The organism is Bordetella holmesii (assembly GCF_020735985.1).
GTDB classification, from domain to species: domain Bacteria; phylum Pseudomonadota; class Gammaproteobacteria; order Burkholderiales; family Burkholderiaceae_B; genus Bordetella; species Bordetella holmesii.
This window is the reverse complement of sequence record NZ_CP085973.1, coordinates 3,328,498-3,341,898: the sequence shown is the minus strand read 5'-3', so window position 1 is coordinate 3,341,898 and position 13,401 is coordinate 3,328,498. Positions and strand designations below refer to the sequence as shown.

The following is a 13,401-nucleotide window of genomic DNA, read 5'->3' as shown; positions in this document are numbered from 1 at the left end:
CCCAAGGCCGGCATGGGCCTTGGGGGGCTGAAGACAGATTGACGGCGGGATTACTGGCCGCGCGCCATGGGAATCAGCTTGTTGACTTCCTTGATGGCGCCCTCGTAGCTGTTGCCTGCCATGACCGGCGAGGTCATGTATTTGCCGCCGACGGCAAACGAGGGCGTGCCGTCAATGCGATAGGCCTCGGCCAGTTGGTTGGCGCGTTGCACCTGGGTCTGGACGCTGAAGGAGTCGAAAACGGCGTCGAACTTGGCGCGATCCACGCCTTGCGCGGCGACCCACTCGCCCATGGTCTTCTTGTCGAACAGACGCTTGCGTTCGCCGTGGATGGCATTGAAGACCTTGACGTGCAGATCAGGGCGATCCAGTGCCAGCAGCGTGTAATACAGCTGCTGCAGCGGCTTCATGCTCGCGTTGAAGGCGATGGGCACTTGATTGAAGACGACATCCTGCGGCTTGGTCTTGACCCAATCATCGACCATGGGCTCGATGGCCGCGCAGTGCGGGCATGTGTAGGCGAAGAATTCCAGGACTTCGATCTTGCCCGGGGTGTCGGTGGGCAGCGCGGGCGAGATGGCGACATAGCCATTGTTGTTGCCCTGTGCGTGGCTGGCGGGCGCGAAGAAGGTTGTCGCGGCCAGGGCGGCGGCGGCCAGCAAGCGGGAAATCGACGGAGACGGCATACGTATTCCTGGAGTGAAAAGCGTTACAGACCCGGGCCAGGCCCGGAAGTTCAAGAGTTTATTGCTGCTTGACCACGGTGGATTCGATCTTGTCTTCTCCCAGACGACTGCGTGCCCGGTTCATGTCGTCCAGCCGCGCGAAAGGTCCGACGCGCACCCGATTGATTTGCACGCCATTGACTTCGGCGCGCGTCACATTGACCGGCAGCCCCAGCAACAGAATGCGCGCTCGCAGCGATTCGGCATCGGCCTGCCCCCGGTAGGCGCCAGCCTGCAGATAGTAATTGCCGTTGGCGTGTTGCGAAGCCGACGAGGGTGCCGCGTTTGCGGTCTTCTCGGGGGCTTTGGCCGTTGTTGCCGGTTTGATTGCCGCAGGCGGGGCCGCGGGCACGGGCAGCGAGGCCGGCGCGGTTGCCTGACCGGCGCTGGGCAAGCTGGCGATCAATGCGCCCAGGTCGTCGGTCTTGCCGTCGGCCAAGGGTGTGGGCGCGGAGGCAGTGGGTCCGGTCGGAGCCGTGCCCGCCGCGCCATCGCGCCCGTAGAGCCCCTGATTGGGGTCGGGAGCGTCACGAGGATCGACGGCGCGTTCGGTACCGCTGGTTTGGCGCGTGGCCCGATCCACGAAGGGTACGGGTGCCTTGGTGACATAGAAAGCCACCCCGGCAGCCAGGATCAGACCGATGAGCAGACCGGCCAACACGCCGTACAACGTGCTGCCGCCCTGGGAGCTGGATTTCCGCTTGCTGGCCATGGGCGCTTACATGCGTTGGGGCGTGGTCACGCCCAGCAGGGCCAGGCCGTTGGCCAGTACCTGACGCGTGGTGGCCGCCAGGCGCAGTCGCGCCAGCTTCACGGCCGGGTCGTCGACCAGGACGCGTTCGGCGTTGTACCAGCCATGGAAGTCCGCCGCGCAGTCCCGCAGCCAGAAGGCGATATGGTGCGGTGCCAGCTCCTGCGCTGCCAGCTTGACCACGCCGGGGAACTCCGCGAGCCGCTGCATCAACGCGAACTCGGTCGGCGCGGTCAGCGGTGCGGGGTCAGCCGCAATGATGGCAGCCTCATCCAGCCCGGAGCTGGCAATCATGCTGCAGATGCGGGCGTGGGCGTACTGGATGTAATAGACCGGGTTCTCGTCGCTCTTGGACAGGGCCAGATCGATGTCGAACACAAACTCGGTGTCGGCGCGACGCTGGATCAGGAAGTAGCGCACCGCATCGCGTCCCACCCACTCGATCAGATCGCGCATCGTCACATAGCTGCCGGCCCGCTTGGAGATCTTGACCTCTTCGCCGCCGCGCATGACCTTGACCATCTTGTGCAGGACATAGGCGGGGAAATCTTTGGGAATGCCCTCGTCCAGCCCTTGCAAGCCGGCGCGCACCCGCGCCACCGTGCCGTGATGGTCGCTGCCTTGGATATTGATGGCCTGGCGAAAGCCGCGCTCCCACTTGGCCTGATGGTAGGCGACATCAGGTACGAAATAGGTGTACCCGCCCTCGCTTTTACGCATGACGCGGTCTTTATCGTCACCAGTGCCAAGCTCGGTGGTGCGCAGCCATAGCGCCCCGTCCTGCTCATAGGTGTGGCCGTTGGAGACCAGCGTCTGCACGGCGCGTTCGACGCGGCCCGAGGTGTAGAGCGAGCTTTCCAGGTAGAAGTTGTCGAACGTTAGGCCGAAAGCCTGAAGGTCCAGGTCCTGCTCGTGGCGCAGATAGGCCACCGCAAACGCGCGGATGTCGTCCAGGTTGTCGATATCGCCGCTGGCCTGCACGGCATGGCCGTCGGCAGCATGCACCGAGGCGCGGGCGGCGTAGTCGCGGGCAATATCCACGATGTAATCGCCCTTGTAACCGTCGGCTGGCCATTCGGGGGCATCCGTGGCAATACCGCGGGCACGTGCCTGGACGCTGATGGCCAGGTTTTCGATCTGATTGCCGGCGTCGTTGTAATAGAACTCGCGCGTCACATCCCAGCCGGTGGCATCGAACAGCCGGCACAACGCATCGCCCAGGGCGGCCTGGCGCGCATGACCGACGTGTAGCGGGCCGGTGGGGTTGGCCGACACGAACTCGACCAGCACCTTTTCACCCAGCCGCGCGGCGCGGCCGAAGTCGGCACCCTGATCGGCCACGGCCGCGATCACCGCCTGGCGGGCAGCGGAGGTCAGACGCAGATTGATGAAACCCGGGCCGGCGATCTCGGCGCTGTCGACGATGGCGCGGGCTTCGGGGTCAGCCAGCAGCGCCTCGACAATTCCCTGCGCCAACTCGCGCGGGTTGCGCTTGGCCGGCTTGGCCAGTTGCATGGCGACGTTGGTGGCAACATCGCCGTGGGCAGCCACTTTGGGGCGCTCGAGCTGGATGTCGGGCTGGGCCTCAGGCAGGAGGCTGGCAACGGCACGGGCGAGCAGGGAGATGAGTTGGTGGTGTTGCTCAGGGAGCATGGGCGGTCGGCAGAAAATGTCAGGAGGCGGACGCTGGCCCCGCGCCAGGCGGGACGCTCGCGCTAAAGTGCCTAAATGATAGCGCGATCCCGGTTTATCCATGCCTGGCGGGCCGGGGGCAGTATGGTTGGCAGAGGGGGACCGATCAGGTAGTGTATGAAATTATCCTGTTGGGAGACATAAGATGCTGATTACCTTTCACTCGAAGGCCACGGCCGAAGTTCTGATGCGCACTGGTGATGCGGCCCCGCTTCTTCAGGCTACGGGCAAGCTGACGGGTGGCAACATTCCCGAGCGGGGCGTCTTTACACCGGATCAGTTGCCTGCGGCGATCGCCGCGCTGGAAGCCGCCGTGGCTGGCCAGCCCACGCCCGAGGAAGACGAGAACCCCGACCAGGAGCCCAAGCATCCGGTTGACCGCGAGGTCGGCATGCAGCAGCGCGCTTATCCGCTGTTGGACATGATGCGCCAGTCGCTGGCCGCCCATGCCGATCTGACCTGGGAAGTCAGCCGGGGCTGGTGAGGCAATGTCGCCGGTCTGACAATGCCAGACCGGTTTTTTCTGCATACTGCGCGGGCCACGTTTCTTTCGATTCCAGGAGATTCTCATGCGTAGCGACGTCACCGTGATCTTTGACGCCCGGCGCTCGGTGGACCTAAGCGTCCAGGTCGAGCCTTCCGGGCCAGCTGCGCTGGCCGCGCGCGACTGGTTCGACAGTGCCTGGGAACTGATGGGTTGCGAGCCCTTGCGCCCCAGTGGCAAAGTGCTGTTACTGGACAAGATCATGGGTGTGGCCGACGCGCTTGGCTACGACACGTTGTCCAGTGATGCCAAAGAGGCCGAAGAATTCGCCCGCAACGCTGCGCTGGCGCTGGAGCGGGCGCGCGTCATCGTGGACCTGCCGGGGTTGTCCATCGGCTATTGAGCCGGCTTTGCGTGGCCGCCGGCATGCCTTGATCGGGGGGGGGCGAATCGCCGCGCACACCGCCCCGCATGCACCATCCTGCGACCGCTCGCCTCTCGCAGCACCTGCGGCTAGATTTTCGCTATCCCTGGCATCGATACGACGATGATTTCCTGGCCGTGAGGCGGCAGGCGCGGAGACGGTTTGTTCCGCGCGGACGTGTGTCGTGGCAGATGCAAATGGGCTCGTAGAGGTCTGATGATGCGGTCAGCCCCGGCGTCTGTGCCGAACGCGGGATATTCACGTTGGCGGTCAGGACGTCGGCACGATCAGCGGGAAAGTCCTAGGTTCCAGAGCGTTTACGTCTTTGCATATGCCCGTCGCTTGCTTCTAAACTGCGGCTATTGATGCGCTAGCTGCATGCGACAAACAAAGCGCACGGCGATATAGGGAATTGGGGATGGCGAAAGCCTTGAATCAACTGGGTGCGCTGGAGGCCGTCAGGCGCTTGCAGCGCCGCGAACTGACGGCCGTGCAAATGGCCCGCGCCTGCATGGCGCGCATCGAGCAACGTGAGTCCACGGTGAAGGCCTGGGCGGCGCTGGATCCGGCCCACGTCCTGGCGCATGCCCAGGCGTTGGACAGTGGCAGTGTGCAAGGCATCCTGCATGGTCTGCCCATGGGTGTCAAAGATGTGCTGGATACGCATGATCTGCCCACCCGTTACGGTTCTGGCATTTACAGCACTCATCAGCCGCCAGCAGATGCCGCTGCCGTGGCGCTATGCCGCGAGGCAGGCGCCCTGGTGTTGGGTAAGACTGTCACGACGGAGTTCGCCACCGACCAGCCCGGTCCCACGCGCAACCCGCGCAATACGGCCTACACGCCGGGTGGATCCTCAAGCGGATCTGCCGCGGCGATCGCCGATGACATGGTGCCTTTGGCGCTGGGTACGCAGACGGCCGGCTCTCTCATCCGGCCCGCGGCCTATTGCGGCATCGTGGGCTACAAGCCGACATTCGGTCGGGTGCCTCGCGCCGGCATGAAGACCCTGGCCGAAAATCTGGACACGATCGGTGGCCTGGCGCGCAGCGTCGACGATGTCGCCTTGTTGGCGTCGGTCATCATGGGCGATACACGTCTGCGCGATCTGCAGGAATTCGAGCGGCCACGCGTGGGGATGTTGCGCACGTTTCAGTGGAGGCAGGCTCTGCCTGAAACCCGCAATGCCTATGAAGAGGCCGCGCGCCTTCTTTCGCGCGCGGGCGCCGAGGTCGAAGAGGTCGTCCTGCCGGCACAGGATTGCAGCCTGGTTCAACTGCACGCCGATGTGATGGCCTTCGAGGCGGCACAGGCCTTGACGTACGAACGCACCCGTTGCCGCGCGCAGCTGTGTAGCCGCCTGCTTGCCATGCTGGATGCCGGGGCGGCCATCCGGGCCGACGATCACGAGGAGCGCCTCTTGCGGGCGCGGCAGTCGCGCTCTCGGGCCTTGCAGTGGTTCGAGCGTTATGACGTGATCCTGGCCCCCAGCACGGCGGGCGAGGCGCCCTTCTTTGACCAAGGCATGGGGGACCCGCTTTTTTGCCGTGTCTGGTCGCTGTTTGGCTTTCCGGCCGTGCATCTTCCCTTCGCCGTCGGCCCGCAAGGCCTGCCTGTGGGCTTGCAGGCCGTGGGTGCGCCGCACACCGATCACAGGCTGCTTGCGGCAGCACGCTGGATGCACGGCATCTTGCAGTCAACTGATTGAGGGTGTGGTCGAAAAAATGCCCGGCTCGCGCTGAGCCGGGCATTTCATTTCTGCGGCAGGATGTCAGGCCGTCGCGGCCTCGGGTTCCGCTGCCGCGGCGTCGCCTTGAGCTTGGATGTGGCGGTTGACTGCCGTGAGCACCGCGCGGAAGGATGCCGTCACGATGTCGCGGTCGATGCCAACGCCAAAGCCAGTGGGCGATTCGCCGACACGAACCTCGACGTAGCTGGCGGCACGGGTGTCGGTGCCGGTGCCGATGGCATGCTCGTGATAGTCCATGATGCGCACAGGCACATCCAGCGCCGCCACGAAAGCGGAGATCGCGCCATCGCCGTTGCCGCGCACGATGCGGCGCTCGCCGTCGTATTCCAGTTCGGCTTCGATGGCGAACTGCTTGCCCTCACCTGCGCTGGGGTTGCCGTCGATGCGGTGACGCACCAGTTTCCAGGGACCGCGTTGCTCGAGGTACTCGGAGGCAAAAATGGAATAGACGTCTTCGCTGGTGACTTCGCTGCCGGTTTCATCGGTCACGCGCTGAATGGCGCGGCTGAACTCGATCTGCAGGCGACGCGGCAAGACCAGGCCATGTTCCTGTTCGAGCAGATAGGACACGCCACCCTTGCCGGATTGGCTGTTGACGCGAATGACGGCGTCGTAACTGCGGCCCAGGTCGGCCGGGTCGATGGGCAGGTAGGGAACCTCCCAGACACCGTCGGGCCGCTGCTGGGACAAGCCCTTCTTGATTGCATCCTGGTGCGAACCGGAAAAGGCAGTGAATACCAGGTCCCCGGCATAGGGGTGGCGCGGGTGCACGGGCAACTGATTGCAGTACTCCGCACAGCGGCGCACTTCATCGATATCGGAGAAGTCCAGGCCCGAGTGTACGCCCTGCGTGTAGAGGTTCAGGGCCAGCGTGACCAGGTCGACATTGCCGGTACGCTCGCCGCTGCCAAACAGGCAGCCTTCGATGCGATCGGCGCCCGCCATGACGGCGAACTCGGCGGCGGCCACGGCTGTGCCGCGATCATTATGCGGGTGCACGCTCAGGATGATGCTGTCGCGCCGTGCGAGGTTCTTGTGCATCCACTCGATCTGGTCCGCGTAGAGATTCGGCGTGGTCGCTTCGATGGTGGCCGGCAGATTGAGCACCAGCTTGCGTTCGGGCGTGGCGTCCCAGGCTTCGGCCACGGCGTCGGCCACCTCGAGCGCGAATTCCGGTTCGGTCGTGCTGAACACCTCGGGCGAGTATTCGTAGCGCCACTGCGTTTGCGGATAGCGCTGCATGGCGGCCTTGATCTGGCGCGTGCCAGTCAGCGCAATGTTCTTGATCTCGTCTTTGCTCATGTTGAAGACGATCTTGCGGAAAGCCGGCGCGCAGGCGTTGTAGAGATGGATCATGGCCTGCTTGGCGCCGGCGGCGGCTTCGGCAGTGCGTGTGATCAGGTCTTCACGGGCCTGCGTCAAGACAATGATGGTGACGTCATCGGGAATGCGCTTTTCGTCGATGAGTTTGCGCACGAAGTCAAAGTCGGTCTGCGACGCTGACGGGAAGCCGACTTCGATTTCCTTGAAACCGATTTTCACCAGTTGCTCGAAGAAGCGCATCTTGCGCTCCACGCTCATGGGCTCGATCAGCGATTGGTTGCCGTCACGCAGATCGGTGCTCATCCAGATCGGCGCTTTGGTGATGCGGCGGCTGGGCCAGGTACGCTCGGAGTAGTCACGAGCAAAGGGCTGGAACGGCACGTATTTGGTGGCGGGGTTGGCGAGCATCGGTAACACCTCAATCGGTTTCGACGGAATCCCGGCTATCTCGGGCGCGGCAAACCAGGATGGCGGTTTTGTGCCTGCGTCGGTCGCAGTGGGACCGAATTCACGGATTAAAACGGGGGAAAGACGAGTGGCGAACGTGTGGGTGCCGAGCTACCACAGGGCACTAGGCCCGGCAACCGATCGGTAGGTATAGCGATAGCGCTAGGGTGGCGACGCCGCCCTGGAGGGAGGATGCAAACGAACACGCAGCCACGGCCGATGCCGGTGCGCATGCGCATCCGGAAGCGGTCAATGGGGTGTGGTGTTTGTCAGCCATAGCCGTAAGTCAAACATATTTCGGCGCGGCGCGCAAATCGAACGCGCAACCAGGTCAGCGATCCGGCCCCAGGCTGGGTTCGCGCGGGCCGTCTTCCTGGCGCCAGGGCGAGCGGCCTGGCTCACGCGGCGCGCTGGCGCGTGGCGCCTCGATGATGGGTTGCGGCGAGCGCTCGCGTTCGGCCGGGCGACTGGCCTGATGCACGCCTGCGCGCGCAGATTCCGGCATCGGTTCACGCGGCGTGCTGCCGGGCAGATCCAGAATGGCGGCCTGTTCGCGGACCAGGGCGATCTTGCCGATCCGGTTGTGGCGCAACTCACGGCGGCTGCGTTGCAAGTCGCCTACCGTGAAAGGTTCTTCGCGATCTCCCCAGACCCAGCGCAGCACATCCACGGCCTCTTCACTGAGCCGCGACCGCAGTTGCGCCAGGACGTCGCGCGGGACGACCTGCGCCCTGCCGGCGGCTAGACTGCCATACAGCCAGCTGCGTGTGCTGAAGAACACGATCAGCGTCCAGATGAGGACCACACCCCACCAGAAATACGGATTGACCCGGGCGAGCATATCGACGGTTTGCTGGCCCATGCTGTGCAGGCCGTCGAAGGCAAGGGTTTTCCCGAAGCCGAGGAGCCAGGAGCTGGCGAGCAACCAGACGATGGCAATGACAGCCAGCACGATTGCCCTGAACACCAGTCGCGCAAGCGCCAGTTTGAGCAACGTTTGACCTATCAGTCGGCCATCCTGGCGAATGCGTTCGGGCGAAGTGGGATTCATCATGCAAAATATTGTACCTATGAGTCGTCCCGCCTTAGAACTTCGGCCTGGTCAGCATTTGACCCTGACCCCGCAACTGCAACAGTCCATCCGGCTGCTGCAGCTGTCTTCGCTGGATCTTGAGGCCGAAATCTCTCAAGCCCTGGCAGAGAATCCGTTGCTCGAACGCGACGAAACGCCGGCCGAGCAGATCGACAGCGATCCGCAGCGCGAAGCCAGTCTCGACACTGCCGATTCGGTGACGGACACGGAAATCCGGTTTGACGACATGCCGGGTTCGGGCGGCGTATACCCCGATGAGGACAGCGACTCGCCGGCCCGCAGCGACACTTTGCGCGAGCATCTGTTGCAGCAACTGGCGCTGACCCGCGCCGGTGTGCGCGACGCCGCGCTGGCCGCATTGCTCATCGACGAGCTGGACGATAACGGCTATCTCGGTTCGCCGCTGAGTGAAATCCTGCAATGGCTGCCCGCCGAGCTCGAGGTCGATGAGGATGAGCTGCGTGCGGCGCTGAGCTTGGTGCAGTCCTTCGACCCAACCGGCATCGGTGCGCGCGACATGGCCGAGTGCTTGCTGTTGCAATTGCGCCATCCTGACGTCGCGCGGCTGCCCGAAGCCGCATCGCCCGCCGTGCTGGGGTGCGCGCGCGAACTCTGTGGCCAGCATCTGGCGCTGCTGGCCACCGGTAATCCGGCGCGCCTGCGGGAGATGCTGCGCGTCGATGAGGCCACGCTGCGCGCCGCGCGGGCGCTGATCGTTCGGCTCGAGCCCCGGCCGGGCCGGGCCTGGACGGTGCCTGCGGCGGAGTACGCCGTGCCCGATGTGCTGGTGCGCAAAACGCGGCAAGGCTGGCAGGCGGTGCTCAATAGCGCGGTGATGCCGCGCCTGCAGGTCAACGGCCTGTACGCGCAAATGCTGTCCAATCAGCGCGAGGCTGCCTATGCCGGGCTGAATGCCCAGCTTCAGCAGGCGCGCTGGATGATCCGCAATGTCGAACAGCGCTTCGACACCATTTTGCGCGTCGCGCAGGCCATCGTCGCGCACCGGGCCGAGTTCTTCACCCGTGGCCCGGCGGCGATGCGGCCGCTCATTCTCAAAGACATCGCGGGCGAGCTCGGGCTGCACGAGTCGACGATCTCGCGGGCCACCACGCAGAAGTACATGCTCACTCCGTTTGGGACCATGGAGCTCAAACGATTTTTCGGCACGGGCGTGGCCATGGACAGCGGTGATTCGGCCTCGGCGACGGCCGTTCAGGAGCACATCCGGCAGATGGTGGCCGACGAAAACCGTGCCAAGCCGCTTTCGGATAGCCAAATCATGGAGCGCCTGGCCGGTCAGGGCATCGTCATTGCCCGCCGCACCGTGGCCAAATACCGCGAGGCCTTGCGCATTGCCCCGGCCGCCGTGCGCAAGGCCCAGGCCGCCGCGCGCTGAACCCGTGGTGGCAGCGGGTCGAGTCGCACGGGGGGTGATTCGTCACTTTTTTCAAGGAGTTGCGTGCGGGGCGCCAGGCTGAAAAATATTTTCCGGCTGGCTGGCTGGCTGGCTTGCTTGCGCTTTAATTTTTGTCGATAATCATTCGCATGTACGTTTGCATATGCAATGCCGTTACCGAACGCCAAGTCCGCGCCTGCGTGGATGCGGGCGCTAATTCGTTGGGCGATCTGCAATTCGAGCTGGGAGTTGCCTCCTGCTGCGGTTGCTGCGCCGCCACGGCCAGCGAATATCTTCCCGGCGGACGCGCCTCCAGCGTGTGCGACGTGCGCTCCATTGCCGTGCCGGCCAATCCCCCCGCGGCCATGCTCGAAGCCGACCGGCCTGCAGCCAATACGTTTCCCATTCCCCTGGTGGCCGCCGCCTGAAGGCGGTGCGCGCCCGTCAAGACGCCCTGCGGGGCGTTTTTTTCGTCTGTTGCAGGCGGCCACTTCCCACCTTGGGTTTGTCATAGTGGCTCGGCCGGTGGAGAATGCCTTGCATTCTCCCTACCTGCCTCAGCCATGAAAACCAGCGTCGATTCATCCGCCGCCGCCGCGCCCGAACGCACGGCCTGGGGCTCCATCGCGCTTTTCTGTGTGCTATGGAGCTCTGCCTTCGCAGCGGCCAAGATCGCCGTTCGCGACTGCCCTCCTCTGACCTTGCTGGCCGTACGATTCTGCATCGCAGGAGTGTTGATGATGGGTATGGCGGCATTGACGGGCGGCTTGCGTCTGCCATCACGCCGCGACCTGGCCGCGCTGATTGGCTTGGGGTTATTGAACAACGCGCTTTATCTGGGTTTGAGTTGGAGCGGCATGGCCACGTTGTCCTCGGCCTTTACGTCGGTGCTGATCAGCACCAACCCGTTGCTCATCGGCATCTTGGCCGGGCCCGTGTTGGGCGAGCGGCTGGGTTGGCGAAAATTGGTCGGGCTACTGCTCGGGCTGGCTGGCGTCGTGGTCATGCTGCGTTCTCGCTTGGCCGGTGCCGGCGCGCATGAGGACGTCCATGGCACCTTGCTCGTGCTCGGCGGCCTGATCGCGTTGGTCGCCGGTACGCTGGCCTACAAGAAACTCAAGCCTGCCGCCAATCTCTGGATGGCCACGGGAGTGCAGGCGCTGGCCGCTGGCGTGGCGCTTTGGCCTTTTGCCCTGCATTACGAGACGCTTGAGCAGGCGCGGTTGACGTTAAGCCTCGTGCTGAGCATGAGCTACACCATTGTGGCGGTCTCCATGGGCAGCTACTACCTGTGGTTTCTGATCCTGGGCCGCAGCAGCGCCACCTCGGCCAGCGCGTTGCATTTCCTCATGCCGCCGTTGGGCCTGTTCTTCGGCTGGCTGGTGTTGCGAGAACCCGTTTCGTGGCTCGACATGCTGGGCATTGTGCCCATTGCCTTCGGGATCTGGCTGGCGACACGACGCAACGTCTGAGTTTGTTGTTTATTGTCGGTGGCGAATTCGCGGTGTAAATGGGGCATTGCCGGGGGATTTTGCCGGCCGTTCCGCCTGCAAATACGCACGTGTTTTCGTCCGCCATGGCGCCGCAGCGCACGTCAATGCGTCATCGCGCGGACATTGCATTAAAAACAGAGATTCATTCTCATTCTTTTATCGCTTTCTTATTGCACTCGCAAAGCGATTTACCAAATGCGGGCAAACACTATGCGAGGCATTGCCGGGATGTTAGTCTGCCGGGGTTCCACGCTCAAGCTAGCGGCCCCGCCAGATCAAGGAGTCCATAAATATGAAAGGCGATAAAACGGTTATTCAGTTTCTGAACAAGCAACTGACCAACGAACTGACGGCTATCAACCAGTATTTTCTGCACGCACGCATGCTGAATCACTGGGGCCTGAATAAACTCGGCAAACACGAATACGAAGAGTCCATCGAAGAAATGAAGCATGCCGATCGCCTGATCGAACGCATCTTCATGCTCGACGGCCTGCCCAATCTGCAGGATCTGCACAAGCTGCTGATCGGTGAAGACGTGCCCGAATTGCTGGCCTGTGATCTCAAGGTCGAACAGACCGCCCAGGCCACGTTGAAAGACGGCATCGCCTACTGCGAGTCCGTGCGTGACTACGTCTCGCGCGACCTGCTGCAAGGCATTCTGGACGATACCGAGGATCACATCGACTACCTCGAAACCCAGATCGGCCTGATCGATCAGGTTGGCCTGCAAAACTATCTGCAAAGCCAGATGGAAGTCGCCGGCTGAGACGCCGCGGCATTGCCGCCGCCCTCGCTGTACGGTGTCCCGTACGCGGCGGCCGTGTCGGGGGCGATGGTCACGCTTTGGCATTCCCGAGGCCCGCAGCACGTGCTGCGGGCCTCGGTCCATCAGAAGGCCTTGACCAACGTCAGGCGTGCCAAAGAGCCTTTGGGAAGCGCACCACTGCCGGCGGTTGCGCTGACTTCCTTGTAGAACGCGCCCTTGAGAACCAGCCCGGCGCTGGCGATCGGATACACCAACTCTGCGCCAATCGCATGGCGCGAGGCCTTGTCTGACGTGGCGCCACTGCCACGATCATCACGTGTCTGCCACTGGCTGTAGCCGACGAGGCCGGCGGAGAAGGCTCCGAAGGATTTGCCTAACCCCCATTCGACAGTCATTTGGTCACCGGAACGATAGCCGTCGCTGTTGCTGCGGTTGAGTTCATAGCGCATCAAGGCGGAAGCGGAGTAGGTTTTGGCGCTGTCGAAGTAATAGGTCATGCCACCGGTGAGCATGGTGCTTTTATAGCCTTTGCCGGGCGAAGCCGGGTGGCTGGTGCTGCCGTTATCCAACCAGAGGCCGGCAGCAGCCACCGCGTCCCACTGTGTGCCGTGCCAGCCCAGCAGAAGCGGGCCCAGATAAATATCGCCTACGCCCGAACGTGAGTCGGAAATGCCTGCTGCGTTCACGGTCAACGAGGTACGTATGATGGGTACGATCGCCTCCATGCCGTAGTCCGCGCCGAGAAATTTCTGGTTAGTCATCCAGACGAAGCGGTTGGCCAGCGCCGTTACGGTTCCCGTGTTGTGGCCAGGCAGATTGTCGCTGCTGCCGGGCGCGCGGAAGTGATCGATGTCGTAGTTCAAAAGATAGCCTACGTAGTAGACGCCAGGCGGGGGGGCGCTGGCCGCCTGTATGCCTTCTACGCCTGGCACATAGTGGCCGTCGGCGTGTGCGCCTGTCATTGCCAAGGCGCTCGAGAGGGCCAGGAGGCTGGCCGTGATACGGTTTTTCGCGTGCATGAGGTTGTCTCCTTCCTTGTGATCTGTTGGAGCTA

General features: G+C 63.4%; 13 protein-coding genes. 7 read left to right on the top strand and 6 right to left on the bottom strand.

The features are described 5' to 3' along the window. Positions 1 to 50 precede the first annotated feature (50 nt). The 3 genes from LK440_RS16100 to argS are packed head-to-tail and all read right to left on the bottom strand — an operon-like array spanning position 51 to position 3,129. On the bottom strand, positions 51 to 686 hold the full coding sequence (locus LK440_RS16100; RefSeq protein WP_005017461.1) for a thiol:disulfide interchange protein DsbA/DsbL: 636 nt from the start codon (positions 684 to 686) through the stop codon (positions 51 to 53). Positions 687 to 744: 58 nt separating this feature from the next. Continuing rightward, positions 745 to 1,437 carry an SPOR domain-containing protein gene (locus LK440_RS16095; RefSeq protein WP_005017462.1) on the bottom strand — a complete coding sequence of 231 codons (693 nt, stop codon included), beginning with the start codon at positions 1,435 to 1,437 and terminating at the stop codon, positions 745 to 747. 6 nt (positions 1,438 to 1,443) lie between these two features. Then, positions 1,444 to 3,129 (bottom strand): arginine--tRNA ligase, encoded by a 1,686-nt coding sequence (gene argS / locus LK440_RS16090; protein ID WP_005017465.1) that lies wholly within the window; start codon positions 3,127 to 3,129, stop codon positions 1,444 to 1,446. Positions 3,130 to 3,313: 184 nt separating this feature from the next. On the opposite strand from argS, the gene LK440_RS16085 reads away from it, so the two are divergent. The 3 genes from LK440_RS16085 (at position 3,314) to LK440_RS16075 (ending at position 5,784) form a co-directional block, all read left to right on the top strand. Beyond that, positions 3,314 to 3,652, top strand: coding sequence for a DUF1840 domain-containing protein (locus LK440_RS16085; RefSeq protein ID WP_005017466.1), 339 nt, complete (start codon positions 3,314 to 3,316; stop codon positions 3,650 to 3,652). 85 nt (positions 3,653 to 3,737) lie between these two features. After that, a complete protein-coding gene (locus LK440_RS16080) occupies positions 3,738 to 4,055 on the top strand; it encodes a hypothetical protein (protein ID WP_005017468.1) in 318 nt (105 codons plus the stop codon). 439 nt (positions 4,056 to 4,494) lie between these two features. After that, positions 4,495 to 5,784: an amidase gene (locus LK440_RS16075; RefSeq protein WP_005017470.1), complete on the top strand. Its 1,290-nt coding sequence runs from the start codon at positions 4,495 to 4,497 to the stop codon at positions 5,782 to 5,784. A 63-nt stretch (positions 5,785 to 5,847) separates the two neighbouring features. Here the strand turns inward: LK440_RS16075 and leuA are convergent, their stop codons facing one another. Both leuA and LK440_RS16065 read right to left on the bottom strand, forming a co-directional pair. Continuing rightward, positions 5,848 to 7,557, bottom strand: coding sequence for a 2-isopropylmalate synthase (leuA, locus tag LK440_RS16070; RefSeq protein WP_005017473.1), 1,710 nt, complete (start codon positions 7,555 to 7,557; stop codon positions 5,848 to 5,850). A gap of 370 nt (positions 7,558 to 7,927) precedes the next feature. Then, positions 7,928 to 8,650: a hypothetical protein gene (locus tag LK440_RS16065; RefSeq protein ID WP_005017476.1), complete on the bottom strand. Its 723-nt coding sequence runs from the start codon at positions 8,648 to 8,650 to the stop codon at positions 7,928 to 7,930. A gap of 16 nt (positions 8,651 to 8,666) precedes the next feature. Between LK440_RS16065 and rpoN the strand changes: the two genes are divergently transcribed. The 4 genes from rpoN to bfr all read left to right on the top strand — a co-directional run bounded on the left by rpoN (position 8,667) and on the right by bfr (position 12,347). Further along, positions 8,667 to 10,085 (top strand): RNA polymerase factor sigma-54, encoded by a 1,419-nt coding sequence (gene rpoN, locus LK440_RS16060; protein ID WP_005017479.1) that lies wholly within the window; start codon positions 8,667 to 8,669, stop codon positions 10,083 to 10,085. Between the two features lie 149 nt (positions 10,086 to 10,234). After that, positions 10,235 to 10,513, top strand: coding sequence for a (2Fe-2S)-binding protein (locus LK440_RS16055; protein WP_005017481.1), 279 nt, complete (start codon positions 10,235 to 10,237; stop codon positions 10,511 to 10,513). Positions 10,514 to 10,648: 135 nt separating this feature from the next. Continuing rightward, on the top strand, positions 10,649 to 11,557 hold the full coding sequence (locus LK440_RS16050; protein WP_005017483.1) for a DMT family transporter: 909 nt from the start codon (positions 10,649 to 10,651) through the stop codon (positions 11,555 to 11,557). Between the two features lie 313 nt (positions 11,558 to 11,870). Beyond that, the gene (bfr, locus tag LK440_RS16045; RefSeq protein ID WP_005017484.1) at positions 11,871 to 12,347 is read left to right on the top strand and encodes a bacterioferritin; all 477 of its coding nucleotides are present in this window, start codon (positions 11,871 to 11,873) and stop codon (positions 12,345 to 12,347) included. A 122-nt stretch (positions 12,348 to 12,469) separates the two neighbouring features. On the opposite strand, the gene LK440_RS16040 is transcribed toward bfr, so the two are convergent. Continuing rightward, complete coding sequence (locus LK440_RS16040) at positions 12,470 to 13,366, bottom strand: SphA family protein (RefSeq protein WP_005017487.1); 897 nt, start codon at positions 13,364 to 13,366, stop codon at positions 12,470 to 12,472. Positions 13,367 to 13,401 lie beyond the last annotated feature (35 nt).

Bases quoted from the DNA above. Each gene is read 5' to 3' on its own strand.
- LK440_RS16040 (WP_005017487.1), bottom strand. From the start codon at position 13,366: ATGCACGCGAAAAACCGTATCACGGCCAGCCTCCTGGCCCTCTCGAGC.
- LK440_RS16055 (WP_005017481.1), top strand. From the start codon at position 10,235: ATGTACGTTTGCATATGCAATGCCGTTACCGAACGCCAAGTCCGCGCC.
- LK440_RS16065 (WP_005017476.1), bottom strand. From the start codon at position 8,650: ATGATGAATCCCACTTCGCCCGAACGCATTCGCCAGGATGGCCGACTG.
- LK440_RS16075 (WP_005017470.1), top strand. From the start codon at position 4,495: ATGGCGAAAGCCTTGAATCAACTGGGTGCGCTGGAGGCCGTCAGGCGC.
- LK440_RS16095 (WP_005017462.1), bottom strand. From the start codon at position 1,437: ATGGCCAGCAAGCGGAAATCCAGCTCCCAGGGCGGCAGCACGTTGTAC.
- bfr (WP_005017484.1), top strand. From the start codon at position 11,871: ATGAAAGGCGATAAAACGGTTATTCAGTTTCTGAACAAGCAACTGACC.
- LK440_RS16085 (WP_005017466.1), top strand. From the start codon at position 3,314: ATGCTGATTACCTTTCACTCGAAGGCCACGGCCGAAGTTCTGATGCGC.
- LK440_RS16100 (WP_005017461.1), bottom strand. From the start codon at position 686: ATGCCGTCTCCGTCGATTTCCCGCTTGCTGGCCGCCGCCGCCCTGGCC.
- argS (WP_005017465.1), bottom strand. From the start codon at position 3,129: ATGCTCCCTGAGCAACACCACCAACTCATCTCCCTGCTCGCCCGTGCC.
- LK440_RS16080 (WP_005017468.1), top strand. From the start codon at position 3,738: ATGCGTAGCGACGTCACCGTGATCTTTGACGCCCGGCGCTCGGTGGAC.
- leuA (WP_005017473.1), bottom strand. From the start codon at position 7,557: ATGCTCGCCAACCCCGCCACCAAATACGTGCCGTTCCAGCCCTTTGCT.
- LK440_RS16050 (WP_005017483.1), top strand. From the start codon at position 10,649: ATGAAAACCAGCGTCGATTCATCCGCCGCCGCCGCGCCCGAACGCACG.
- rpoN (WP_005017479.1), top strand. From the start codon at position 8,667: ATGAGTCGTCCCGCCTTAGAACTTCGGCCTGGTCAGCATTTGACCCTG.